This is a genomic window from Pseudomonas sp. F3-2 (genome assembly GCF_038804275.1).
In the GTDB taxonomy this organism is placed as follows: Bacteria; Pseudomonadota; Gammaproteobacteria; order Pseudomonadales; family Pseudomonadaceae; genus Aquipseudomonas.
On the sequence record NZ_CP152388.1, the window covers coordinates 4,036,231 to 4,061,477 of the forward strand.

21 protein-coding genes are annotated in these 25,247 nt (G+C 60.7%); 14 read left to right on the forward strand and 7 right to left on the reverse strand.

Annotation, left to right across the window (positions count from 1 at the left end; translation table 11 throughout):
- Positions 1-264: 264 nt before the first annotated feature.
- Positions 265-3,753 carry a chromosome segregation protein SMC gene (gene smc, locus AAGQ88_RS18250; protein ID WP_342653178.1) on the reverse strand — a complete coding sequence of 1,163 codons (3,489 nt, stop codon included), beginning with the start codon at positions 3,751-3,753 and terminating at the stop codon, positions 265-267.
- Between the two features lie 3 nt (positions 3,754-3,756).
- Positions 3,757-4,416 (reverse strand): GntR family transcriptional regulator, encoded by a 660-nt coding sequence (locus AAGQ88_RS18255; RefSeq protein ID WP_093459498.1) that lies wholly within the window; start codon positions 4,414-4,416, stop codon positions 3,757-3,759.
- 286 nt (positions 4,417-4,702) lie between these two features.
- Here AAGQ88_RS18255 and xdhA point away from each other — a divergent pair, with 286 nt between their 5' ends.
- The 4 genes from xdhA (at position 4,703) to guaD (ending at position 10,927) form a co-directional block, all read left to right on the forward strand.
- Positions 4,703-6,175 (forward strand): xanthine dehydrogenase small subunit, encoded by a 1,473-nt coding sequence (gene xdhA, locus AAGQ88_RS18260; RefSeq protein ID WP_342653179.1) that lies wholly within the window; start codon positions 4,703-4,705, stop codon positions 6,173-6,175.
- Positions 6,168-8,576 carry a xanthine dehydrogenase molybdopterin binding subunit gene (xdhB, locus tag AAGQ88_RS18265; protein ID WP_342653180.1) on the forward strand — a complete coding sequence of 803 codons (2,409 nt, stop codon included), beginning with the start codon at positions 6,168-6,170 and terminating at the stop codon, positions 8,574-8,576. Before xdhA ends, xdhB begins: the two co-directional genes overlap by 8 nt.
- Before the next feature lie 176 nt (positions 8,577-8,752).
- Complete coding sequence (xdhC, locus tag AAGQ88_RS18270) at positions 8,753-9,604, forward strand: xanthine dehydrogenase accessory protein XdhC (protein ID WP_342653181.1); 852 nt, start codon at positions 8,753-8,755, stop codon at positions 9,602-9,604.
- An 18-nt stretch (positions 9,605-9,622) separates the two neighbouring features.
- Positions 9,623-10,927, forward strand: a complete 1,305-nt coding sequence (gene guaD / locus AAGQ88_RS18275; protein ID WP_342653182.1) for a guanine deaminase — start codon at positions 9,623-9,625, stop codon at positions 10,925-10,927.
- Between the two features lie 173 nt (positions 10,928-11,100).
- Here guaD and AAGQ88_RS18280 read toward each other — a convergent pair whose 3' ends face one another.
- Positions 11,101-11,865, reverse strand: a complete 765-nt coding sequence (locus tag AAGQ88_RS18280; protein WP_342653183.1) for a GntR family transcriptional regulator — start codon at positions 11,863-11,865, stop codon at positions 11,101-11,103.
- A 345-nt stretch (positions 11,866-12,210) separates the two neighbouring features.
- Here AAGQ88_RS18280 and AAGQ88_RS18285 point away from each other — a divergent pair, with 345 nt between their 5' ends.
- Both AAGQ88_RS18285 and AAGQ88_RS18290 read left to right on the forward strand, forming a co-directional pair.
- Positions 12,211-13,557 (forward strand): NCS2 family permease, encoded by a 1,347-nt coding sequence (locus AAGQ88_RS18285; RefSeq protein ID WP_285425900.1) that lies wholly within the window; start codon positions 12,211-12,213, stop codon positions 13,555-13,557.
- A gap of 169 nt (positions 13,558-13,726) precedes the next feature.
- The gene (locus AAGQ88_RS18290) at positions 13,727-14,353 is read left to right on the forward strand and encodes a LysE family translocator (RefSeq protein ID WP_342653184.1); all 627 of its coding nucleotides are present in this window, start codon (positions 13,727-13,729) and stop codon (positions 14,351-14,353) included.
- A gap of 119 nt (positions 14,354-14,472) precedes the next feature.
- Here the strand turns inward: AAGQ88_RS18290 and uraH are convergent, their stop codons facing one another.
- Positions 14,473-14,826: a hydroxyisourate hydrolase gene (gene uraH, locus AAGQ88_RS18295; protein ID WP_342653185.1), complete on the reverse strand. Its 354-nt coding sequence runs from the start codon at positions 14,824-14,826 to the stop codon at positions 14,473-14,475.
- Between the two features lie 372 nt (positions 14,827-15,198).
- Between uraH and puuE the strand changes: the two genes are divergently transcribed.
- The 7 genes from puuE to AAGQ88_RS18330 all read left to right on the forward strand — a co-directional run bounded on the left by puuE (position 15,199) and on the right by AAGQ88_RS18330 (position 22,501).
- Positions 15,199-16,128, forward strand: a complete 930-nt coding sequence (gene puuE / locus AAGQ88_RS18300) for an allantoinase PuuE (RefSeq protein ID WP_342653186.1) — start codon at positions 15,199-15,201, stop codon at positions 16,126-16,128.
- Complete coding sequence (uraD, locus tag AAGQ88_RS18305; RefSeq protein ID WP_342653187.1) at positions 16,125-16,640, forward strand: 2-oxo-4-hydroxy-4-carboxy-5-ureidoimidazoline decarboxylase; 516 nt, start codon at positions 16,125-16,127, stop codon at positions 16,638-16,640. The genes puuE and uraD overlap by 4 nt, the downstream gene beginning before the upstream one ends.
- Before the next feature lie 43 nt (positions 16,641-16,683).
- The gene (gene alc / locus AAGQ88_RS18310; RefSeq protein WP_285425895.1) at positions 16,684-17,679 is read left to right on the forward strand and encodes an allantoicase; all 996 of its coding nucleotides are present in this window, start codon (positions 16,684-16,686) and stop codon (positions 17,677-17,679) included.
- Between the two features lie 209 nt (positions 17,680-17,888).
- Entirely contained in the window at positions 17,889-18,392 is a 504-nt protein-coding gene (locus AAGQ88_RS18315) for an ureidoglycolate lyase (protein ID WP_285425991.1), read from the forward strand.
- A gap of 48 nt (positions 18,393-18,440) precedes the next feature.
- Positions 18,441-19,739, forward strand: a complete 1,299-nt coding sequence (locus tag AAGQ88_RS18320; RefSeq protein WP_342653188.1) for a urate hydroxylase PuuD — start codon at positions 18,441-18,443, stop codon at positions 19,737-19,739.
- Between the two features lie 236 nt (positions 19,740-19,975).
- Complete coding sequence (locus AAGQ88_RS18325; protein ID WP_285425893.1) at positions 19,976-21,331, forward strand: nucleobase:cation symporter-2 family protein; 1,356 nt, start codon at positions 19,976-19,978, stop codon at positions 21,329-21,331.
- A gap of 381 nt (positions 21,332-21,712) precedes the next feature.
- Positions 21,713-22,501 carry an outer membrane protein OmpK gene (locus tag AAGQ88_RS18330; RefSeq protein ID WP_093459533.1) on the forward strand — a complete coding sequence of 263 codons (789 nt, stop codon included), beginning with the start codon at positions 21,713-21,715 and terminating at the stop codon, positions 22,499-22,501.
- Positions 22,502-22,545: 44 nt separating this feature from the next.
- Here AAGQ88_RS18330 and AAGQ88_RS18335 read toward each other — a convergent pair whose 3' ends face one another.
- Positions 22,546-22,830 carry a hypothetical protein gene (locus tag AAGQ88_RS18335; protein WP_342653189.1) on the reverse strand — a complete coding sequence of 95 codons (285 nt, stop codon included), beginning with the start codon at positions 22,828-22,830 and terminating at the stop codon, positions 22,546-22,548.
- Positions 22,831-23,107: 277 nt separating this feature from the next.
- Here AAGQ88_RS18335 and AAGQ88_RS18340 point away from each other — a divergent pair, with 277 nt between their 5' ends.
- Positions 23,108-23,869 (forward strand): hypothetical protein, encoded by a 762-nt coding sequence (locus AAGQ88_RS18340; protein WP_342653190.1) that lies wholly within the window; start codon positions 23,108-23,110, stop codon positions 23,867-23,869.
- A gap of 117 nt (positions 23,870-23,986) precedes the next feature.
- Here the strand turns inward: AAGQ88_RS18340 and AAGQ88_RS18345 are convergent, their stop codons facing one another.
- Both AAGQ88_RS18345 and AAGQ88_RS18350 read right to left on the reverse strand, forming a co-directional pair.
- Entirely contained in the window at positions 23,987-24,211 is a 225-nt protein-coding gene (locus AAGQ88_RS18345; RefSeq protein ID WP_256214402.1) for a hypothetical protein, read from the reverse strand.
- Positions 24,212-24,242: 31 nt separating this feature from the next.
- A complete protein-coding gene (locus AAGQ88_RS18350) occupies positions 24,243-25,172 on the reverse strand; it encodes a DUF808 domain-containing protein (protein WP_342653191.1) in 930 nt (309 codons plus the stop codon).
- Positions 25,173-25,247: the final 75 nt, after the last annotated feature.

Genomic DNA, 25,247 nt, shown 5'->3' on the forward strand with positions numbered 1-25,247 from the left:
GTAATCCCGTGCCTCTAATGAAAATTCTGAAAAGTAAGGGCGTAAACCCCTTTAAAACGTGGAGCCAACTCTATGTTCTGAATGGCCTTTTACCCACGCGAAATGAAAAAGTGGACATTAAGCTAGCACGACCAAAGGTAACTTTACACCGTCTGTTACATCTGGCATGCCGCGAGGATCTGTACCTCTGCGGCGGTTGATCCTGTACTGAGCCATCGAGCGCCACTTTTCCCTCATCAATCCGTTCGGCTGCGCCGCAGCCCGTTACGCATCCACCAGCGCCATGGCCTCCTCTACGTCCACCGCCACGAGGCGCGAACACCCGGGCTCATGCATGGTCACGCCCATCAGTTGATCGGCCATTTCCATGGCGATCTTGTTGTGGGTGATGTAGATGAACTGCACCGTTTGCGACATCTCCTTGACCAGTCGGGCATAGCGGCCCACGTTGGCGTCGTCCAGCGGTGCGTCGACCTCGTCGAGCATGCAGAACGGTGCCGGGTTGAGTTTGAAAATGGCAAAAACAAGCGCCAGCGCGGTCAGGGCTTTTTCGCCACCGGACAGCAGATGGATCGTGCTGTTCTTCTTGCCCGGGGGACGCGCCATGATCGTCACCCCTGTATCGAGTAAATCTTCGCCCGTCAGTTCCAAGTAAGCGCTGCCACCACCGAAAACTTTTGGAAAAAGTGCCTGAATTCCGCTGTTTATCTGATCAAAGGTCTCTTTAAAGCGATTGCGCGTTTCTTTGTCGATCTTGCGAATGACGTTTTCCAGCGTGTCCAGCGCTTCGACCAGGTCGGCATCCTGAGCGTCGAGGTAACGCTTGCGCTCGGACTGCTGCTGGTATTCATCGATGGCGGCCAGGTTGATGGCGCCCAGACGCTGAATCCGCGCGGCGATGCGCTCCAGTTCCTCTTCGGCTTCCTTCTCGTTGGCCTCCGGCGTCAAGGTCGCCAGCACGCCATTCAGATCGTAGCCGTCTTCGTGCAATTGCTCCTGGAGCGTCTTGCGTCGCACCGTGAGTGACTGCCATTCCAGCCGCTGCTGCTCCAGTTGCCCACGCAGCAACTGCGATTGCTGCTCGGCCTGGGTACGACGTTTCTCGGCTTCACGCAGGTCGCGGTCGGCGTCTTCCAGAGCGTTTTTCGCGGTGCGCATTTCGTCGTCGACGACCATGCGCCGTTCCAGCAACTCTTCGAGTTTCAGGCGCAGCTCTTCGAGTGGCGCCTCGCCCTCTTCCAGGCCCAGATTCAACTGCTCACGCTTCTCGGTCAGGCGCTCGGACTGCATCTCCAGACGCTCCAGGGCCTGACGCGTCGAGTCGTGCTGAGCGCGCAACGAGCTCAGCCTGACGGCCAACTGGTTGCCGTGATCCTTGTGCTGCCGCGCTTCCTGACGCACCCGATCGAGCCGTTCACGCAGGCTGTCACGTTGGGCCAGCAGCAGTTCGCGCTGCTCGGTGTCCAGCGCCATGCTGTCAAGCGCGTCCTGCAATTGCAGGCGCGATTCGCCCAGGCTTTCCTGTTCGATGGCGCGCTGCTCGCCGAGCTCGGTCAATTCTTCATCCAGCCGCGTGCGGCGCAGGGTCAATTGCTCGACCTTGGCTTTGGCTGCCGACAGCTGAGCCTTGAGCTCACTCTGCTGACGGGCTTCGTCCTGCAGGCGTCGGCGCAGTTGCTCACGACCGTCTTCCTGCACGCGCTGCTGCTCGCGCTGGGTGAGCAACAGCTCTTCCAGCGCAGCCAATGTGGCCTCACGCTCTTCGCGTTCGGCCTCCAGACGCTGCAACTCCTGGCCGCGGGCCAGGACGCCGCTTTCGGCCTCGCTGGCGCGACGCACCCGCAGGAAGTCACGGCCGACCCAGTAGCCGTCGCGACTGATCAGGCTCTGCCCGGCGCTCAACTGCGAACGCAGTGCCAGGGCATCGTCGAGGGTTTCGACCGGCTTGACCTGACCGAGCCAGTGGCTCAGGTCGACGCCGGTTTCGACTTTGTCGAGCAGACTGCCCGGAATGCGGGTCTTGTCGGCTGCGGGGCTGACCAGACGCAGATCACCCTGACTGAAACCAGCCAGATCCAGACCCGAGAAATCGTCGACCAGCACCGCATGCAGATCGGCGCCCAGCACGGTTTCGACGGCCAGCTCCCAGCCCGACTCGACGCGCAAGCCTTCAGCCAGACGCGGACGCTCGCTCAACAGATGCTCGCGCAACCATTCGGCGGTGCCGGTGCCGGGATCCAGCGCCGCTTGCTGCAACGCTTCCAGCGAAGCGATGCGCCCGTTCAGCCGCTGCAGATCGCCCTGCGCCTGCTGTTGCGACTGGGTCGTCTGCTGCAGTTCAAGGCGCAATTGCTCAAGGCGCTCGACCAGCTGCTCTTCTTCGGCGGTCAGGTCTTCGAACGCCATTTCCCGCGCTGCAAGGTCTTCGCTAAGTGCCAGAATCGCCGCATCTTCCGGGTCGGCGGCGAGCAACTGGCGCTCTTCGCCCAACCTGCGCTGACGTTCGGCCAGGCGCTCCATACTGGTTTCCAGCTGCTGGATGCGCGATTGCTGAACCTCAGCCTGGCGTCGCGGTTCGGCAGACGTCAGGTTGAAGGCGTCCCATTTCTCCTGCCAGCCGTGCATCGCACTTTCCGCCTCTTCCAAGGCGGCGGCGGATTCCTCGGCGGCGGCGAGGGTCATTTCCTGCTCGGGCTCAAGCATTTCCAGCTCTTCGCCCAGCGTCGCCAGCAGCGTGCGGTCGTGGCCCAGATGGGATTCGGTTTCCTGCCGGGCGCGCTCGGCTTCGCGCAGATCGTCCTGCAACTGACGCAGCCGCTGCTGGCCGTGCTGAATGCTTTGCTCGACACGGGCAATATCGCCGCCGACCGAATAAAAGCGGCCCTGCACCTGATTGAAGCGTTCGGAAAGATCGTGATGGCCGTCGCGCAGGCGTTCGATGGACGCATCGGCGCTGCGCTGATCGGCCACCAGCGCCTCGAAACTGACTTCCTGAGTGCCGATGATCGCCTCACGCTGCGCGACCTGATCGTTCAGCGCCTGCCAGCGCAAGGCTGACAACTGCGCCTTGAGCTGGCGCTCCTCGGCTTTATATTCCTGATACTTCTCGGCGGCCTGGGCCTGACGGTGCAGACGCTCGAGCTGGCGCTCGAGCTCTTCGCGCAGGTCAGTCAGGCGCGCCAGGTTTTCGTGGGTACGGCGGATGCGGTTTTCGGTTTCCCGGCGGCGCTCCTTGTACTTGGAAATACCGGCGGCTTCTTCGATGAAGTTGCGCAGATCCTCAGGCTTGGCTTCGATCAGCTTGGAAATCATGCCCTGTTCGATGATCGAATAGCTGCGCGGGCCCAGGCCGGTGCCGAGGAAAATGTCGGTGATGTCGCGACGACGGCACTTGGTGCCGTTCAGGTAATAGCTGTTCTGGCTGTCGCGGGTGACCTTGCGGCGAATGGAGATCTCCGCGTAGGCGGCGTATTCGCCCACCAGTGTGTTGTCCGAGTTGTCGAAGACCAGCTCGATGCTCGCCTGACTGACCGGTTTACGGCTGGTGGAGCCATTGAAAATGACATCGGTCATCGACTCGCCGCGCAGGTTTTTCGCCGAGCTTTCGCCCATGACCCAGCGCACCGCGTCGATGATGTTGGATTTGCCGCATCCATTGGGGCCGACCACGGCCGCCATGTTGCTGGGGAAGTTCACGGTCGTCGGATCGACGAACGACTTGAACCCGGCCAGCCTGATGCATTTAAGGCGCATGGATCAGCTGGCCGCCAGGGCAGACAGGACCGACTGGCAGCTGCGCTCGGCGTAACAGGTCAGCACCTCGCGGATGCGCGACAGGTCACGGGCGATCACCGCTTCGAGCAATTGGCCGAACAGCGTCAGGTATTCGCTCATCTCGGCTTTGCGTTGCTCCAGCGCCAGGTAGTAGAAACGGCTCATGGAAGGCTGCAGGTTCTCGACGGTTTCTTCCAGGTACGGATTGTCGGCGAACGGATAGGCGGCGCGCATGACGTTGAAACTGTCTTCGACGAACCCCTTCACATCCTTGCGCTCGCAGCTGGCGATCAGACGTTGCTGGATTTGCAGGAAGGGCGCCAGATCGGTCTGTTCTTGCCAGCTTCTGGCCACGGCCAGGCCGAGCAGAATGTACAGCTCACTCATCAGCGCGCAGAGGCTGGTGATGTTGTGCGGGGTCAGGACCGACACTTGAGCGCCGCGACGCGGCAGGATGACGATCAGGTGGCGTCGCTCGAGAACCAACAGCGCCTCGCGCACCGATCCCCGACTCACGTTGAGTGCCGCAGTGACCTTCTGCTCCTGAATCCGCTCTCCTGGCTTGAGCTCGCCGCGAATGATCCGCTCCGCGAGGTGATGAGCGATCTGCTCAGCGAGGCTGTCCGGTGCCTTGAACGTCATTTCTTTCCTTTAAATCCAATAGCTGCACACAAGCGGCGCAGTGTATCGCACTGCACACCTGTGGCGCAGGGCCATATGTGTGGAAACTGGCACGAAATAAGCAAAAGTTTGAGCGTGGTCCCACCCTTTCATTGCACAGCCAACCTGCCGTTAATCGGCAAGTCGACGGAAATCCACATTTCCTGACTTAAAGGTCAGAAAATTATTGACCCGATAGTCAGAACTGATAGATTCATCGACATGTTCGATTACAAACTTTCTATTACAAGAAAATGAGGCACAACCGGTGATCCAGTTTCTACTGAACCAAGAGCTAAAAACCGAGCATGCTCTGGACCCGAACCTGACGGTGCTCAACTATTTGCGTGAGCACGTGCACAAGTCCGGCACCAAAGAGGGCTGCGCCAGCGGCGACTGTGGCGCGTGCACCGTAGTGGTGGGCGAGCTGTCGACCGATGAGCAGGGCCAGGATCACCTGAGTTATCGCAGTCTCAATTCGTGCCTGACGTTCGTTGCCGCGTTGCACGGCAAGCAGCTGATCAGTGTCGAAGATCTCAAGCACCAGGGTCAGTTGCACAGCGTGCAGCAGGCCATGGTCGACTGCCACGGATCGCAATGCGGGTTCTGCACACCGGGCTTCGTGATGTCGCTGTTCGCGCTGCAGAAGAACAGCTTGCAAGCGGACTCCGACCAGGAAAAGCAGGCTCAGGCCCATGAAGCGCTGGCCGGCAATCTGTGCCGTTGCACCGGTTATCGCCCTATTCTCGCCGCCGCCGGGCAGGCCTGTGGCGGACAGCGTCAGCCCGACCAGTTCGACGCCCGCCAGGCGCAGACCATCGCCCGCCTCAAGGCCATCAGACCGCAGCAGACGGCCGAGCTGAACAGCGGCGACAAGCGCTGCCTGGTGCCGCTGACCGTCGCCGACCTGGCCGATCTTTACGACGCCTACCCGCAGGCCAGGCTACTGGCGGGCGGCACCGATCTAGCGCTTGAAGTCACCCAGTTTCATCGCACGCTGCCGGTCATGATCTACGTGGGCAACGTGGCCGACATGAAGAAGATCGAGCACTTCGAGGACCGTATCGAGATCGGCGCTGCCACTGCGCTGACCGACTGCTACGAAGCGTTGAGCAGCGAGTACCCGGATTTCGGCGGACTGCTGCACCGTTTCGCGTCGCTGCAGATCCGCAATCAGGGCACGCTGGGCGGTAACATCGGCAACGCGTCGCCCATCGGGGACTCGCCTCCCCTGCTGATCGCGCTGGGCGCCAACATCGTCCTGCGCAAAGGCGAGACGACTCGTACGCTGGCGCTGGAGGATTACTTCATCGATTACCGCGTGACTGCGCGCCAGGAAAGCGAATTCATCGAGAAGATCATCGTACCCAGGGCCAGCGCAAGGCAGGCGTTTCGTGCCTACAAGGTTTCCAAGCGGCTGGACGATGACATCTCCGCCGTCTGCGCGGCCTTCCGTCTACAGGTCGAGAACGGCGCGATCGTCGATGCCCGTGCGGCCTTCGGCGGCATGGCGGCGATCCCCAAACGCGCTGCCCACTGCGAACAGGCCCTGATCGGACAGCCCTGGACATCGGCCACGATCGAACGAGCCTGTCATGCGCTGGAACAGGATTTCACGCCGCTGACGGATTTCCGTGCCAGCAAGGAATACCGCTTGCTGAGCGCGCAGAACCTGCTGCGCAAATACTTCATCGAGCTGCAAACGCCACACATCCAGACGCGGGTGACTGCACATGTCTAACCACCATCCAGCCAAAACCCAGGAAGAACTGGTCGCCCTGTTCCAGCAGGACCTGACCACTGGCGTCGGCCGCAGCGTCAAGCATGACAGCGCCGACAAACATGTGTCCGGCGAAGCGGTTTACATCGATGACCGCCTGGAATTCCCCAATCAGTTGCACGTATACGCGCGCCTCTCCGATCGCGCCCACGCCCGCATCGTCAGCGTCGATGTCTCGCCCTGCTACGACTTTGAAGGCGTACGCATCGCGATTACCCATGAAGACATTCCGGGCCTCAAAGACATCGGCCCGCTGCTGCCCGGCGATCCGCTGCTGGCCATCGACAAGGTCGAGTTCGTCGGCCAGCCCGTGATCGCCGTCGCCGCCCGCGATCTGGAGACCGCGCGCAAGGCAGCGATGGCAGCGATCATCGAGTACGAAGACCTCGAGCCGGTGCTGGATGTCGTCCAGGCCTACCGCGACCGGCATTTCGTGCTCGACAGCCACACTCACCAGCGCGGCGATTCGGCCGTAGCGCTGGAGACTGCACCGAACCGCATTCAGGGCACCTTGCACATCGGCGGCCAGGAACATTTCTATCTGGAAACGCAGATCTCCTCGGTGATGCCCACCGAGGACGGCGGAATGATCGTCTACTGCTCCACGCAGAACCCGACCGAAGTGCAAAAGCTCGTCGCCGAGGTGCTCGACGTGTCGATGAACAAGGTCGTGGTGGACATGCGGCGCATGGGCGGCGGATTCGGCGGCAAGGAAACCCAGGCCGCGAGCCCGGCCTGCCTGTGTGCGGTGGTCGCGCGGCTGACCGGCCAGCCGACCAAAATGCGCCTGGCGCGCATGGAAGACATGATCATGACCGGCAAGCGCCATCCGTTTTATGTCGAGTACGACGTCGGCTTCGACAATGACGGCCGGCTGCAGGGCATTCAGCTGGAACTGGCCGGCAACTGCGGCTATTCCCCCGACCTTTCAGCCTCTATCGTCGATCGCGCCATGTTCCACGCCGACAATGCTTACTACTTGGGCGACGCGACGATCAACGGTCATCGCTGCAAGACCAACACGGCGTCGAACACGGCCTATCGGGGCTTTGGCGGCCCGCAGGGCATGGTCGCGATCGAGGAAGTGATGGATGCGATCGCCCGGCATCTGGGCAAGGATCCGCTGGCCGTGCGCAAGGCCAATTATTACGGCAAGACCGAGCGCAACGTCACCCACTACTACCAGACCGTCGAGCACAACATGCTCGAAGAGATGACCGCCGAACTCGAAGAAAGCAGCCAGTACGCCGAGCGTCGCAAGGCCGTCATGGCCTACAACGCCAACAGCCCGATCCTGAAGAAGGGTCTGGCGCTGACGCCGGTGAAATTCGGGATTTCCTTCACGGCCAGCTTCCTCAACCAAGCGGGCGCGCTGATCCACATTTACACCGATGGCAGCATTCACCTGAACCACGGCGGCACGGAAATGGGCCAGGGATTGAACACCAAAGTCGCTCAAGTGGTGGCCGAAGTGTTCCAGGTCGACATCGACCGCGTGCAGATCACCGCCACTAACACCGACAAGGTGCCGAACACGTCGCCGACGGCCGCCTCCAGCGGTGCGGACCTGAACGGCAAGGCTGCGCAGAACGCCGCTGAAACGCTCAAACAGCGCCTGATCGAATTCGCGGCGAAGCATTACGCTTGCGACGCAGCGCAGGTCGAATTTCGCAACGGCCATGTGCGGGTGGGCGAACAGGTCATCAGTTTCGACACCCTCGCGCAACAGGCCTGGATGGGCCAGGTGTCGTTGTCCAGCACCGGCTATTACAAGACACCAAAAATCTTCTATGACCGCAGCCAGGCGCGCGGCCGGCCCTTCTATTACTTCGCCTTCGGTGCCGCGTGCACCGAGGTGATCGTCGACACGCTGACCGGTGAGTACAAGATGTTGCGCACCGACATCCTTCACGACGTCGGCGCCTCGCTGAACCCGGCCATCGACATCGGTCAGGTCGAAGGCGGCTACATTCAAGGCATGGGCTGGCTGACCACCGAAGAACTGGTGTGGAACGCCAAAGGCAAGCTGATGACCAACGGCCCGGCCGGCTACAAGATCCCCGCGGTGGCGGACATGCCGGCGGATTTACGGGTGAAGCTGGTGGAAAACCGCAAGAACCCGGAAGACACGGTGTTCCACTCCAAAGCCGTCGGCGAACCGCCATTCATGCTCGGCATCGCCGCGTGGTGCGCGATCAAGGATGCGGTGGCGAGTCTGGGCGATTACAGGCATCAGCCGAAGATCGACGCGCCCGCGACGCCGGAACGGGTGCTGTGGGGCTGCGAACAGATGCGCAAGCTCAAGGCCGCAACGCCGGAAACACAAGGCGTGGCCCATGAACTGACGGTTTCACCGATTTGATCAGTGGCGTTCGAGCTGACGCCTTCGCGAGCAAGCTCGCTCCCACCGGGAACGATGCAACACGACCCATCGCATTTCAGCTGGAGGAATGCGCTCCCTGTGGGAGTGAGCTTGCTCACGAATGGGCCGGGATGGACAAAGAAGATTTGATCGTCTGACGCGATCAGGAGAAACCCATGAACAACTGGATCAGCGCCCTCGCCGAGTTGCAAACCCAGGGCACGCCGTGCGTGCTGGTGACGATCATCGAGGAGCGCGGCTCGACGCCGCGCAATGCCGGCTCGAAGATGGTGGTCAGCGCCGAGCGGATTTTCGACACCATCGGCGGCGGCCATCTGGAATACAAAGCCATGGAAATCGCCCGCGAGCTTCTCGCCAGCGGCAGCCAGCAGACGCGTCTGGAGCGGTTCAGCCTCGGCGCCAGTCTCGGCCAGTGCTGCGGCGGCGTGAACGTATTGCTGTTCGAACCGATGGGCCGCCCTCAGGCGCAGATTGCCGTGTTCGGCGCCGGGCATGTAGGCCGCGCGCTGGTGCCGCTGCTCGCCAGCCTGCCCTGCCGGGTTCGCTGGATCGATTCGCGGGAGGCCGAATTCCCGCCACACATGCCCGATGGCGTCACTCGGATCGTCAGCGAAGAAGTGGTCGACGAAGTGGGTAACCTGCCCGCTGGCAGCTATTGCATCGTCATGACCCACAATCATCAACTGGACCTGGAACTGACCGCCGCCATCCTCACGCGCGGCGACTTCGCCTGGTTCGGCCTGATCGGCTCCCGGACCAAGCGGGCAAAATTCGAACACCGCTTGCGCGACCGCGGCTTCGACCCGGCACTGGTGCAGCGGATGCGTTGCCCCATGGGTCTGGCGGAAGTGAAAGGCAAGCTGCCGATGGAGATTGCCGTGTCCGTGGCCGCCGAGGTGATTGCAACGTATAACGCCCGTTTTGGGCTCGAGGGCGAGGAGCGGCGTGCTACGTCCGAACCCGTTGCCAAGCTCATGCCTGTCTCGCGACGCAGCCAGGTTTCCTGAATAAAAGTGAATCTTGAAATGACCATTGAAAAGAAAGCCTACCGCGCCGCCATCGTTCATAGCCTGGACGACCCTGCTCAGGTCGCTGTCGACGCGTCCTACGAGTATTTCGAAGACGGTCTGATGATCGTCGAGGACGGCCGGATCACTGCGGTGGGAAATGCCGCAGACCTGCTGGGCAATCTGCCGCGCGAGGTCGAAGTGCTGACCTACACCGACGCCCTGATCACTGCCGGTTTCATCGACACCCACATCCATCTGCCACAGACCGGAATGGTCGGGTCCTACGGCGAACAGTTGCTGGACTGGCTGAACACGTACGTTTTCCCGTGCGAAAAACAGTTTGCCGACCCCGCGCATTCGGCCGAAGTGGCGGACATCTTTCTCAAGGAATTGCTGCGTAACGGCACCACCACGGCGCTGGTGTTCGGCAGCCGACACAAAGAATCGGTGGACGCGCTGTTCAGCGCCGCGCAGAAGCTCAACCTGCGGATGATCGCCGGCAAGGTGATGATGGACCGCAATGCCCCGGATTACCTGGTCGACACGGCTGAATCCAGCTACCTGGACAGCAAGGCGCTGATCGAGCGCTGGCATGGCAAGGGGCGTCTGCATTACGCGGTTACGCCGCGCTTCGCCCCGACCAGCACGCCGGAGCAGCTGACGCTGGCCGGGCAACTGCTGACCGAATACCCGGACTTGTACATGCAGACCCACATCAGCGAAAACCTGAAAGAGGTCGAGTGGGTCAAGGCGCTGTTCCCGGAGCGCAAGAATTACCTGGATGTCTACGACCATTTCAACCTGCTGGGCGAGCGTTCGGTGTTCGCCCACGGCGTGCATCTTTGCGATCAGGAATGTCAGCGCCTGGCCGAAACCGGGTCAGCCGTCGCCTTCTGCCCTACTTCCAACCTCTTTCTGGGCAGTGGCCTGTTCAACCTGCCGATGGCACAAAGGCACAAGCTCAACGTAGGACTGGGCACCGACGTGGGCGCCGGTACCAGCTTCTCGATCCTGCAGACGCTGAACGAGGCCTACAAGGTAATGCAACTGCAGGGCGCCAAGCTGAGCCCGTTCAAGTCGCTGTACCTGGCAACGCTCGGAGGCGCGCGGGCGCTTCGGCTGGACGACCGGATAGGCAACCTGCAAGCGGGAAGCGAAGCGGACTTCGTGGTACTGGACTTCAACGCGACCCCGCTGCTGTCGTACCGGATGAAACAGGCGACCAGTATCGAGGAGAAGCTATTCGTATTAATGACACTGGGCGATGACAGGACAGTCAGCGAGACCTACTCGGCGGGGGTACGGGTGCATAAGCGCTGAGGCATCCGTGGGGCGTCCTGGAGATGATGATCGTTCCCACGCTCTGCGTGGGAACGCCCGTCTCGACGCTCTGCGTCTGTTTTGGAAGCGGAGCGTCTAGGGATGCATTCCCACGCGGAGCGTGGGAACGATCAAACTGAACTTAGTGCGAGCTGATCCACTGAGTAGCGCGCTTAAACAGCTGTACTGCGCCCCGATTTCTTCTTCGGCAGCATCAGGTGCGAGAACACCGCGTGCAGGTCATCCGACGCACTTTCTTCGTCCAGGTTGAGCTTGCTGTCGATGTGGTCCATGTGATGCATCATCAGGTTGACTGCCAGGTCGGCATCGCGCGCTTCGATGGCGTCGATCAATTGCGTGTGTTCGTCGTACGAACAGTGCGAGCGGTTGCCGCTTTCGTACTGCGCGATGATCAACGAGGTCTGGGAAACCAGGCTGCGCTGGAAGCTGATCAAGGGCGCGTTCTTCGCCGCTTCGGCAAGCTTGAGGTGGAACTCGCCTGACAGCCGGATGCCCGCCCCACGGTCGCCCCTGGAGAAACTGTCGCGCTCATCGCTGACCATCTTGCGCAGCTCGTTGAGCTGTTCAACGGTGGCGTGCTCGACTGCCAGCTCGGTGATGGCCTTCTCGACCATACGGCGGGCGAAGAACACCTGCCGCGCTTCCTCGACGCTCGGACTGGCGACCACCGCCCCACGGTTCGGACGCAGCAAGACCACGCCTTCGTGAGCCAGACGCGAGAGCGCGCGCCGGATGATGGTGCGACTGACGCCAAAAATCTCGCCCAGCGCTTCTTCGCTCAGCTTGGTGCCGGGCGCAAGGCGCTGCTCGAGAATGGCTTCGAAAATATGGGCGTAGACGATGTCGTCCTGGGTCCCGCTGCGACCTGCCTTGGCCGTGCGCGGTTGTTTCTTGAGGGGTTGCAACTGATCGTTCATGGGCACTCGTGAGAACTGAATCCGGCACTTGGGCCGTGACCGTGATCGCTGATGGGCAAATCAATAGCAGATATCGCCGCAAAGTCACAGTAAAAGTAATGGCGCATTGTACACAGTGTGCAAAGTCTGCACAGGCCCCGCCCCGGTGGGCCGTTATGCACACAATCGGCAAAATCCACGAAACAAAACAGAAAACATTATTTGCATTATTTGTATACAAACGCATAATTCGCCCGTGCACGTTTCTGACCTTTCAGTCAACAAATCAGCCTGGCGGGTCGTCACACACCACGGAGCAGTTACCGGCTCTGAAAAAAACAACAAAGACGCCCGAGGAATTTCACTGTGGAAACTCGCAAACCCGAAGCCACGTCGCTGGACCTCACACCCGCGCGCACCGGTCTGCTTGAACGCATCTTCAAGTTGAGCCTGCACCGGACCACCGTCAAAACCGAGCTGCTGGCGGGCCTGACAACCTTCATCACCATGGCCTACATCATCTTCGTCAACCCCAACATCATGGCCGACGCCGGGATCGACCATGGTGCCGCCTTCGTCGCCACCTGCATCGCCGCCGCGATGGGTTGCCTGCTGATGGGCCTGTACGCCAACTGGCCGGTAGGCCTTGCGCCAGGCATGGGCCTGAACGCGTTCTTCACCTACACCGTGGTCGGCACCATGGGGTACAGCTGGGAAACGGCGCTGGGTGCGGTGTTCGTGTCCGGGGTGATCTTCATGTTCCTCACGCTCTCGCGCATTCGCGAATGGCTGCTCAACAGCATTCCGGTGAGTCTGCGCTTTGCCATGGGCGCGGGTGTGGGCCTGTTCCTCGGCCTGATCGGCCTGAAGACCGCCGGCATCGTCGTCGACAGCCCGGCCACGCTGATCCGCCTCGGCTCGCTGCGTGAGCCCGGCCCACTGCTGGCGGCGGTGTGTTTTCTGATGATTGCAGTGCTCAGTTATCACCGTGTGTTCGGCGCGATCCTGATCAGCATCATCACCGTGACGCTCGCTGGCTGGGGTCTGGGCCTGGTGCATTACAACGGAATTTTTTCGACCCCGCCCAGCCTGGCGCCCACCTGGATGGCGATGGACCTGGCGGGTGTGCTCAACGTCAGCATGATCAGCGTCGTACTGGCATTTCTGTTCGTGCACATGTTCGACACCGCCGGCACGCTCATGGGTGTCGCACAGCGCGCCGGTTTGGTGCGTGAAGATGGCCGGATCGAGAACCTGTCCCGGGCCTTGAAGGCTGACAGTGCGTCGAGCGTGTTCGGCGCGATGGTCGGCGTGCCGCCTGTCACCAGTTACGTGGAAAGCGCCTCGGGCGTGGCGGCCGGGGGTCGGACTGGTCTGACCGCCGTGACGGTTGGCGTGCTCTTCGTGGCAGCGATGTTCTTCGCCCCGCTGGCTGGCATGATTCCCGCTTATGCGACGGCGGGTGCCTTGATTTACGTGGCCATGCTGATGATGGGCGGTATGGCGCATATCGATTGGGAAGAAGCGACTGAAAGCATTCCGGCCATCGTGACCGCGATCATGATGCCCCTGACCTTCTCGGTGGCCGACGGGATTGCGCTGGGTTTCATCACCTATGTGGTGTTGAAGGCCGGAACCGGGCGGCACCGGGAAATCTCGGTCAGTCTGTGGGTGCTGTGCGCGATATTCATTGCCAAGTTTGTGTTTTTGTAAGCCCGCGAATACCCAACTGCAGGAGCGTGCCTGCCCGCGATGCGTCATCTCAGCCAAGGATCTGGTGACGGGAAGAACGCAATCGCGGGCAAGCGCGCTCCTACAAGGGTTCTGCACTGACGCCGGAAGGCGTTTTTGCTTTTCTGATGTTCGACAAGGAGAAACCTGCATGCCTCTGGAAACCTGGCTGCTGTTCAGCGGCGCTGCGCTGGTGGTGATTCTGATTCCCGGCCCGCTGTCACTGCTGATGATCGGCAACAGTCTGAATTACGGCCTGCTGCGCTCGTATCCGGCGTTCCTCGGCGGGGTTTGCGCATCGATCTGCCTGCTCAGCGCGTCGGCACTGGGGCTTGGCGCAATGTTGATGGCCTCGGAGCAGCTGTTCAGCGCACTGAAAATCGTCGGCGGTCTGTACCTGTTCTATCTCGCCTGGCAGAGCTGGAAGCAATCGCGCCTGCCGGAGCGTGGCGCGCAGGTGCCGGACGCTGTGGTTCATCCGGGTTTTGCCGCGCTGTTCTGGCGGGCTTTTGTACTGGGCGCCAGCAATCCCAAGGACATCCTGTTCTTCGCCGCGTTTCTGCCGCAGTTTCTCAAGGCGGATCAGCCGTTTCTGGGTCAGTTGATCACCATGATCGTGACCTGGACGGTGCTCGATCTGGCCTGCAAGTTGTTCTACGGCCTTGGCGCCCAGGGTGCCGCGCGCTACCTGCGTACCGGCAAAGGGCAAAGCTGGTTCAACCGCATCAGCGCAGGGTTGTTTGGCACGGCCGGAACGGCGGCGTTGATCAGTCACTGAAGGACGGTGGAGCGCGGCGGCAGGCAGCGTCGCCGCGGTTTTCGCCAGGCGAAAAAAAGCCCGCAGTGTGGGGCGGGCAAGAGCAACAGGGGCAAACGTGCAGCGGTTTGAAGTGGATGTTAACTGCCGCGATATGTGGAGTAGCTGTAAGGCGAGATCAGCAGCGGGACGTGGTAGTGATCCTGCCGGGCGTCGATGCCGAAGCGCAGCACCACTTCATCGAGAAACGCCTGATAACCCAGGGTCACGCCCTTGCCACGGTAGTAATCACCGGCGAGAAACTGCAGCTGGTAGACGCCTGAGCGGTACGCCTCACCTTGCAGCAACGGTGCATCGCATCGACCGTCGCTATTGGTTGTCGCCTCGGCGATTTTCTCCAGGCGTTCGCCTTCGACCCGATAAAGGGCGATGCGGATGCCACTGCCCGGGCAGCCGTGCGCGGCGTCCAGCACGTGTGTGGTCAGTCGTCCCATGGCTTGTCAGTGCCTCGCTTGATGGTTGGAGTCAGGAATCGCACCCTTTCAGTGCCTGACGGGTGCGAGCGATGAGCAATTAAGACACTTTAGATTTAAATTGTACACAATAAAAATGACTTTTCACTCGGGCTGAAACCATCGGACAGTCAACCCCCTGAAATCCCTGCTGTTGCTGACGCCATTGAAGTTTCCGCAGAGATCCTGACCACCCAGGCAAGTTTATTGCAGTGTCATACGGCAGTCGAAAAGCGAAAAAACAGGCTTACAAACCGTAATTAAAGTTGTATACAATCTATCCATCGCAGCGGCGGCCATCGTCAAGCACTGACGGCCACTGCAACAGACAACACGTAGATAAGGAAGATTGCAGTGAGCGCCGACTATCCACGCGACCTGATCGGTTACGGCAGTAACCCGCCCCATCCTCAATGGCCAGGCAACGCCCGTATCGCGTTGTCGTTCGTGCTCAACTACGAGGAAGGCGGCGAGCGCAACATTCTGCACGGCGACAAGGAATCCGAAGCGTTTCTGTCCGAGATGGTCGCGGCGCAGCCCCTGCAGGGCCAGCGCAACATGAGCATGGAATCGCTCTACGAATACGGCAGCCGCGCCGGAGTCTGGCGCATCCTCAGATTGTTCAGGCAATTCGATATCCCGCTGACCATCTTCGCCGTGGCCATGGCCGCGCAGCGTCACCCGGACGTGATCCGCGCGATGGTCGACGCCGGTCACGAAATCTGCAGCCACGGCTATCGCTGGATCGACTACCAGAACATGGACGAGGCACAGGAAAAAGAGCACATGCTCGAAGCGATCCGCATCCTGACCGAACTCACCGGCGAACGCCCGCTGGGCTGGTACACCGGCCGCACCGGCCCGAACACTCGCCGGCTGGTGATGGAAGAAGGCGGCTTTCTGTACGACTGCGACACTTACGACGACGACCTGCCCTACTGGGAGCCGAACAACCCGACTGGCAAGCCGCATCTGGTGATCCCGTACACGCTGGACACCAACGACATGCGCTTCACCCAGGTGCAGGGTTTCAACAAGGGCGACGACTTTTTCGAGTACCTCAAAGACGCGTTCGACGTGCTGTACGCCGAAGGTACCGAGGCGCCGAAGATGCTCTCCATCGGCCTGCATTGCCGCCTGATCGGCCGCCCTGCCCGTCTGGCGTCGCTGCAGCGCTTCATCGAATACGTCAAAGGTCACGAGCAGGTCTGGTTCGCCCGTCGCGTCGAAATCGCCCGCCACTGGCAGGCCGTTCATCCTTTCCAGTCGCAGGTGAGCCAATGAGCCGTTTCCAGAGCCTGACGCCTTCGGCCTTGAGCCGCGAAGCGTTCATCGAGGCGTTTGCCGACATCTACGAGCATTCGCCCTGGGTCGCGGAACGCGCCTGGGACCTTGGGCAAGGCGCGGACCTTGACGATGTCCAGACGCTGCATGCCCGAATGAGCGACATCCTGTCGAGCGCCGATCACGCCACGCAACTGGCGCTGATCAACGCTCACCCGGACCTTGCCGGCAAGGCTGCCGTGCAGGGCCAACTGACCCAGGCAAGCACCGATGAGCAGGCTGGCGCCGGTATTCACCAGTGCACGCCCGATGAGTTTGCACGCTTCACCGAACTGAACGAAGCCTACAAAGCCAAGTTCGCGTTCCCCTTCATCATGGCGGTGAAAGGCAGCAACCGGCATCAGATCCTCGCGGCCTTCGAGACGCGCATTCACAACTCGGCAGACGCCGAGTTCGCCTGTGCGCTGGCCGAGATCAACAAGATCGCCCTGTTTCGCCTGCAAGCCCTCTGACCGCCCTCTCCCACGCCACTGACCAAAAAGGCAGACAAAAAGAATGAAAGCTTACGCCGTACCCTTCGAAAAATTCGTCAACCTGGCCGACGCGCGCCTGGGCACCAAGATCCTTTCCGTCACCGACGACTGGTTCGCCGACGCCAACCGCCTGTTCCAACCCACCCCGGCGGTGTGGAAAGAAGGCGTGTTCGACGACAACGGCAAGTGGATGGACGGCTGGGAATCGCGCCGCAAGCGTTTCGAAGGCTATGACAGCGCCGTGATTCGTCTGGGCGTGGCAGGTTCGATCAAGGGCGTGGACATCGACACCTCGTATTTCACCGGCAACTACCCGCCATCGGCCTCGCTGGAAGCCTGTTTCCTGGCTTCGGGCGAGCCGGACGACAACACCGTGTGGACAGAAGTGTTGCCCGCCGTCGAGCTCAAAGGCGACAGCCATCATTACCACGAAATTTCCGACACTCAGGCGTACAGCCACCTGCGTTTCAACATTTATCCGGACGGTGGCGTGGCGCGCCTGCGCGTGTACGGCGTGCCGCACCGCGACTGGTCGGCGGTGGGCGACAACGAACAGATCGACCTGGCCGCGGCCTTGAATGGCGGCCGTGCGCTGGCCTGTTCCGATGAACACTTCGGCCGCATGAGCAACATTCTCAACCCGGGCCGTGGCGTGAACATGGGCGACGGCTGGGAAACCGCACGTCGCCGCACGCCAGGCAACGACTGGGTGATCGTGGCGCTGGGTCATGCCGGCGAAGTGGAGCAGATCGTCGTCGACACCTTGCACTTCAAGGGCAACTACCCGGACAGCTGCTCGATCCAGGCGGCGTTCGTCAAGGGCGGCACCGACAGCCAGATCGAAACCCAGAGCCTGTTCTGGCGCGAACTTCTGCCGAGCCAGAAGCTGGAAATGCACGCCGAGCACACCTTCGTCGAACAGATCAAGGCGCTGGGCCCGATCACTCATATTCGCCTGAACGTATTCCCCGACGGCGGCGTGAGCCGCTTGCGGGTGTTGGGCAAGGTGGCGAAGTAATGCTGAGTCTGTAGGAGCGTGGCTTGTCCCGCGATCTGTCGCGAAGCGACAGTAATATCGGCAAATTCGGCGTATCAGACCGACCGCATTTCTCGCATTTACGACGACTGCGTCGCCAATCGCTGGACAAGCCGCGCTCCTACAGAAGATCGCGTAAAGACAAAAACTGCTGTGTTTTCATTTACGAATTTCGAGAAAGAAGAACCCGCATGCGCACACTGATTATCGAGCCGTTGACCAAAGAAGCCTTCGCCCCTTTCGGTGATGTGATCGAAACCGATGGCAGCGATCACTTCATGATCAACAACGGCTCGACCATGCGCTTCCATCGTCTGGCGACCGTTGAGACGGCAACGCCGGACGACAAGGCGATCATCAGCATTTTCCGCGCCGACGCGCTGGACATGCCGCTGACCGTGAGCATGCTGGAGCGCCATCCGCTGGGCAGTCAGGCCTTCATTCCGCTGCTCGGCAACCCTTTTCTGGTCGTGGTCGCGCCCTGTGGCGATGCACCTGAACCAGAGTTGACCCGCGCCTTCATCACCAATGGCAGGCAGGGTGTTAATTACCATCGCGGCGTCTGGCACCACCCGGTGCTGACGATCGAAAAGCGGGATGACTTCCTGGTGGTTGATCGCAGTGGCAGTGGCAATAACTGCGATGAGCATTTCTTCGAAGAGAGTCAGAAGATGATTCTCGATCCCCACTTATAAGAAAGGGCCTTAGCGTCCGTAAGTGACGACAGGCAAACGGTAAAGACTGTGGCTGCACATCTGATGGAATGGCTGAATCTGGGCGTGCGCTGGATTCACATGATCGTCGGGATCGCCTGGATCGGCGCGTCCTTTTACTTCGTCTGGCTGGAGAACAACCTCAATCGCGCCAACCCGCGCGACGGTCTCTCGGGTGATCTGTGGGCAATCCACGGTGGCGGCATCTACCACCTGGAAAAATACAAGCTGGCGCCTCCGACCATGCCGGACAACCTGCACTGGTTCAAATGGGAAGCCTACTGGACCTGGATGTCGGGCATCGTGCTGCTGTGCATCGTGTTCTACTCCAATCCCACCCTTTACCTGCTCGCCCCCGGCAGTACGCTGAGCGGCGGCGAAGGCATCGCCATCGGTGTCGGCGCGCTGATCGCCAGCTGGTTCATCTACGACCTGCTCTGCGACTCGCCACTGGGCAAGCGTCCCGGCCTGCTGGGCCTGGTGCTGTTCGTGCTGGTCATCGGCGCCTGCTACGGGTTCAGTCAGGTGTTCAGCGGGCGCGGCGCTTATCTGCACACTGGCGCGATCATCGGCACGATCATGGTCGGCAACGTGTTCCGCATCATTATGCCGGCACAGCGGGCGCTGGTCGCGGCGATTGCCGAGAATCGCACGCCGGATCCGACGCTGCCTGCCAAAGGCCTGCTGCGTTCACGGCACAATAACTACTTCACCCTGCCGGTGCTGTTCATCATGATCAGCAACCATTTCCCGAGCACCTACGGCAGTCAGTACAACTGGCTGATCCTGGCCGGTATCGCGGTGGTGGCGGTGGTCGTGCGTCACTATTTCAACACGCGCCACAACAGCCACAAGTTCGCCTGGGCGTTGCCGGTCGGCGCGCTGGGGATGATTTGCCTGGCTTATGTCACCGGTCCTGCGCAAATGCCTCGTGGTCCGGAAGTGGCGAAGATCGAATACCAGCCATTGCCTGCGACGGCCATTGGCGGCCATCGCGCCGATGAGCCGAAACCCGCGGCTCCTGCCGCGCCGGCCCCCGCCGAGCCCGCACAGGCCAACGCCAGCGGCGTGGACTTCGAGAAGGTCCACAGCGTCATTCAGGAACGCTGCGCGGTCTGCCATTCGGCCAAACCGACCAGCCCGCTGTTCAGCAGCGCGCCGGGCGGCATCATGTTCGACACCCCGCAACAGATCCAGCAACTGGCCCCGCGCATCCAGGCCCAGGCCGTGACTGCGCAGATCATGCCGCTGGGCAACATCACCCAGATGACCCAGCAGGAACGTGATCTGCTGGGGCAATGGATCGACAAGGGGGCGCAGACGAATTAAACAGCCGAGCCACGCGCTCAGTGTAGGAGCGTGGCTTGCCCCGCGATCGGCGACGCAGTCGTCGTAAAGTCAGCATCCCGGTTCTGCCTGACACACCGCGCTTGCCGATTTTACGGCTGCTGCGCAGCCGATCGCGGGACAAGCCTCGCTCCTACCGTAAATGTGCTCAACGAAGGCTCCACCGCCCAGCCGCAACGGGCGTACTCAAAAAACAAGAACAAAATCCGAGGTGTTGCATGTCCGAGTCAACTCACGCGCGCATCCCTGCTGCGCCACCACGACAGCCCCTGCCACTGATGCAACTGATGCTGGTGGGCCTGCAACACGTCCTGTTGATGTACGGCGGCGCCGTTGCGGTGCCGCTGATCATTGGCCAGGCCGCTGGCCTCTCACGGGAAGAAATCGCCTTTCTGATCAACGCGGACCTGCTCGTCGCCGGCATCGCGACGGTCGTGCAGTCGCTGGGCATCGGCCCACTGGGCATCCGAATGCCGATCATGATGGGCGCAAGCTTTGCCGCTGTTGGCAGCATGGTGGCGATGGCCGGGATGCCCGGCGTGGGTTTGCCGGGTATTTTCGGGGCGACCATCGCCGCCGGCTTCTTCGGCATGCTGATCGCGCCGTTCATGTCGAAAATCGTGCGCTTCTTTCCGCCGCTGGTGACCGGCACGGTCATCACCTCCATTGGCCTGTCGCTGTTTCCGGTGGCGGTGAACTGGGCGGGCGGCGGCAACAAGGCCGTGAGCTTCGGTGATCCGCTTTACCTGGCCGTCGCCGCACTGGTACTGCTGACCATCCTGCTCATCAACCGCTTCATGCGCGGGTTCTGGGTCAACATCTCGGTGCTGATCGGCATGGGCCTGGGCTATGTGCTTTCCGGCCTGATCGGCATGGTCGACCTCAGCGGACTGGCGCAGGCCGAGTGGGTGAAAGTGGTCACGCCGCTGCACTTCGGCATGCCGCAATTCAGCCTCGCGCCGATTCTTTCGATGTGTCTGGTGGTGGTGATCATCTTCGTCGAGTCCACCGGCATGTTTCTCGCGCTGGGCAAGATCACCGACCGGGAAGTGACACCCGGCATGCTCCGCCGCGGCCTGCTCTGCGATGCCGCAGCGTCGTTTCTGGCGGGTTTCCTCAACACCTTCACGCACTCTTCCTTCGCCCAGAACATCGGGCTGGTGCAGATGACCGGCGTGCGCTGCCGTTCGGTGACCATTGTCGCGGGCGGTTTTCTGGTGGTCCTCAGCCTGCTGCCCAAGGCGGCGTATCTGGTGGCCTCGATTCCTCCGGCGGTGTTGGGTGGTGCGGCGATCGCCATGTTCGGCATGGTCGCTGCCACCGGGATCAAGATTCTTCAGGAAGCCGATATCTCCGACCGGCGCAATCAGTTGCTGGTGGCCGTGAGCATCGGCATGGGCCTGATCCCGGTGGTACGACCTGAATTCTTCAGCCAGTTACCCGGCTGGATGGGCCCGATCACCCACAGCGGCATCGCCATGGCGACTTTGAGCGCGGTCCTGTTGAACCTGCTGTTCAACGTCCTGGGTGGCGCCGAGCGCGCGGCCATGGCAGGACCCTTGCACTCGCACTGATCGGCAACGCATGCGTGCCCTGTTTTCGAACCCGGTGCTCTGTCGCAGAGCACTTGAGGGTTGTCGCGCGAGTCAGTATCCTCCGCCGCCGCTCAAACGCCGCTCGAAAACAAAGGTCCCGCGACCTACAACAATATTCTGACTGAACGGACAAGTTACCGCTCAGCCGCTGCGCCCTCGAAATGGCAACGAAACACCCTGGAATCGACTGTTTTCCAAACAGACGACGAGACTTTTTTGTCTTTTTTCAGGGCCTTGGCTCAGCTCTTGCTAACCCTATGAAGCTGACCAAACAGACAACTTATTCAGCCGCAATCAAGGCGCCGGAACAGAGCGCCGTTTATTAGAAAACAACGACTTTTCATTCAAGGGAGTAATTGCATGAACCGTACGCTTTCCAGCCTGATGGCCGCCGGTAGCCTGCTGGCCGCCGCCCCGGCGATGTCTGGCGATCTGCTGCAGTGGCAGAGCAACAGCCTGACTTACCTTTATGGCAAGAACTTCGCCGTGAACCCGGACGTTCAACAGACGTTCACGTTCGAGCACGCAGACAGCTGGAAGTACGGCGACAACTTTATCTTCCTGGACTACATCAATTACAACGGCAAAAAAGATTCGGGCCTGGGCAACGCCTCGACCTACGGCGAAATATCGCCGCGCCTGTCTCTGGGCAAAATCTTCGACCAGAAGTTAGAACTCGGCCCGATCAAAGATGTGCTGCTGGCGACCACGTACGAGTTTGGTGAAGGCGATGTCGAGTCCTACCTGATCGGCCCTGGCTTTGACTTGAACCTGCCAGGCTTCGATTACTTCCAGCTCAACTTCTACAAGCGTTACACCGACGGCCACCGCGCAGGTTACGGCGCCTGGCAGATCACGCCGGTCTGGTCCTACACCATTCCGGTGGGCAAGTCGGACATCCTGATCGACGGTTTCATGGACTGGGTGGTGGACAACAAACAGTCCAACACGCACGGCGACTACCATTCCAACCTGCACTTCAACCCGCAGATCAAGTACGACCTGGGCAAGGCGCTGAACCTGGCCGACAGGCAACTTTACGTGGGGATTGAATACGATTACTGGAGCAACAAGTACGGGATCAACGACACCCGTTACTTCGATACCGATCAGAACACGGCAAGCTTTTTGTTGAAGGTGTTTTTCTGATGCCGTGTGAGGTGCGGGCCCTGGCTCGCACCTCACCGGATGAATCACCTGGCATCGAGAGCATGGGCAAGGCGCACGCCTGCGACTGGCACGCCGACGCCGACGACCATCAGGCTCCAAACGATGTATTCCAGCCCGAACAACAGGAATGCGCCGCCCACCAGAACGGTCGCCAGACCAGGCACCCCCAGTGCACAGATCAGCAATATGCGCATTCCGGATTTTTTTCCGGGTGATGTCCTGCTATTGAACATGCAAACCAGCCATAGATAAAACCAGGCCACGATCGTTGCTAAATAAAGGCTCAAGTGCAGCAGATCACCCGACATTCCATATCCGTGCATCGCTATGTCTCCCCTGTTCAACGCAATGGCGATGAATCGATCATCATGCCCCTCTATCCATCCCCTGAGATTCTACACATCTGATTACAGCGGCAGAGCGCCCTTGGTCGTGCACTGCATGCAGCTCGCCAGCCAACTGTTTCTTTCATGACCTTTTCATGTTCATACGACCTATTTTTAACGCCGTGAACATGATTATCGGGGGTATCGGCCATTGATAGCCGATGTCGAACAAATCCCGTTTTTTTCCCCGGTAAATACAATGAATAAACTTCCGCAGATTACCCTCGCGTTCTGGGTCATGAAAATTTGCGCCACGACATTGGGCGAAACAGCGGGTGACCTGCTGTCGATGACACTGGACGTTGGCTACCTGATGAGCTCGCTGATCCTGATAAGCGTATTTGTCGTCACATTGCTCACGCAACTGGCGTCCAGACGCTACAACCCGCCTCTGTACTGGCTTGTCATTCTGTCCACCAGCACGGCGGGCACGACGATGTCCGACTTCATGGATCGCACACTGGGGTTGGGGTATGCGGCGGGGTCGGCAATTCTGGTGGCGATATTGCTGGCGATTTTCACGGTCTGGTACCTGAGTGAGAAGTCGCTGTCGGTGACCCGCGTGACCACGCTCAAGGCCGAACTGTTCTACTGGTTCGCGATTCTGTTTTCCAACACCCTGGGAACGGCGCTGGGCGATTTCCTCGCGGACGATTCAGGGCTGGGCTTCATGGGCGGGGCGCTGCTGATTGGCTCAGCGATCGCGGTGATTGCGCTGCTGTACTACACCACCAAATTGTCGTCGGTCGCCTTGTTCTGGATCGCTTTCGTCCTTACCCGTCCCTTCGGCGCGACGCTGGGCGATGTGCTGACCAAGCCCTATGAGAAAGGTGGTCTGGACTTCGGCACGGTGGGTTCGTCGCTGGTGCTGTTGAGTATTCTGGTGGTGTTGGTTGCCGCCGCGACGTACTACAACAAGCGCAAGCCGGAAGAAACATACCGGCCGCTTGCGGAGAATTGAAGGGCGCTGCGTCGGCAGAAGCGGATGGCCGGGGATGCAGCGGGACCGACCACATTGATGGCGACTGACGCCCTCGCCATCGCGGGCAACCCACGCCCGCGAGAGCGAAGGCTCAGGTCAGGGATGCCCTTCCCAGGGCATGGGTTTGCCCGCGCGGACCTTGGCATTGAGCGAGCGCAGCAGGTCCAGAGGATCACGGTCTTTCATCGCATGGCTCTGCTCGTCGACCCAGGACATCACCTGTTGCCGATCGAGCGTCGGTCGGCGATGGAGGATTTCGACAAGTTGCCGCTCACAGTGCTGGGCGTAGGCAACCACGCTGGAAAACAAAGGGCTGTTCATACGGTCGACACCTCGCCACCGAAAATACCGTTCAGGCCTTGAAAAGGCGCCAGATTCTTTTTGCTCCCAGTACCACCGCCAACACAATACCACCGGCGATGATTCCCGCTACCGCATTGAGCAAGGTGGGGACGACAAAGGCCAGCGCACCCGCAGCCGAAGCCAGGCTTTCGATGCCATGGTGCAACACCGGCAAGCCATGGGTGAGAATGCCGCCGCCCACCAGAAACATCGCCGCCGTGCCGATCACCGACAGGCTTTTCATCATGTAAGGCGCCGCACTCAAGACGCCGCGTCCCAGTGCCCGTTGCATCCGCCGCCCGCCGCCCTCGCCTTTGAGCTCGCTCAGGTACAGTCCGCCGTCATCAAGCTTGACGATCGCACCCACCAGGCCGTAGACGCCGATGGTCATGACAATGGCAATGCCCGACAACACGATGACCTGTTGCGTCAGCGACGCATCGGCGACCGTGCCGAGGGTGATGGCAATGATCTCTGCCGACAGAATGAAGTCGGTGCGCACCGCGCCCTTGATCTTGTCCTTCTCGAATGCCACCAGGTCGGTCGCCGGGTCGGCCACGGCGTCCGTCAGTTTCGCGTGTTCGCCCTCATCGTCTTTGGCGCTGTGCAGAAAGGAGTGCGCCAGCTTTTCGAAGCCCTCGAAACACAGGTAAGCGCCGCCGATCATCAGCAGCGGCGTGACCGCCCACGGGATGAACGCACTGATCGCCAACGCCGCTGGCACCAGAATCAGCTTGTTGAGGAACGATCCCTTGGCCACCGCCCAGACCACCGGCAACTCGCGCTCGGCGCGCACGCCCGACACCTGCTGCGCATTGAGTGCAAGGTCGTCGCCCAGGACCCCGGCGGTTTTCTTGGCGGCCATCTTGGTCATCAGGGCCACGTCGTCGAGCACCGTTGCGATGTCGTCGATCAGTACCAGCAAGCTGCTTCCTGCCATGAGCGTCATTCCGTCCGATGTGTTTCAGAGTAGGCGCCGAGCATAAACTGCCAGGCCGGCGCGGGTCTCGCCTTG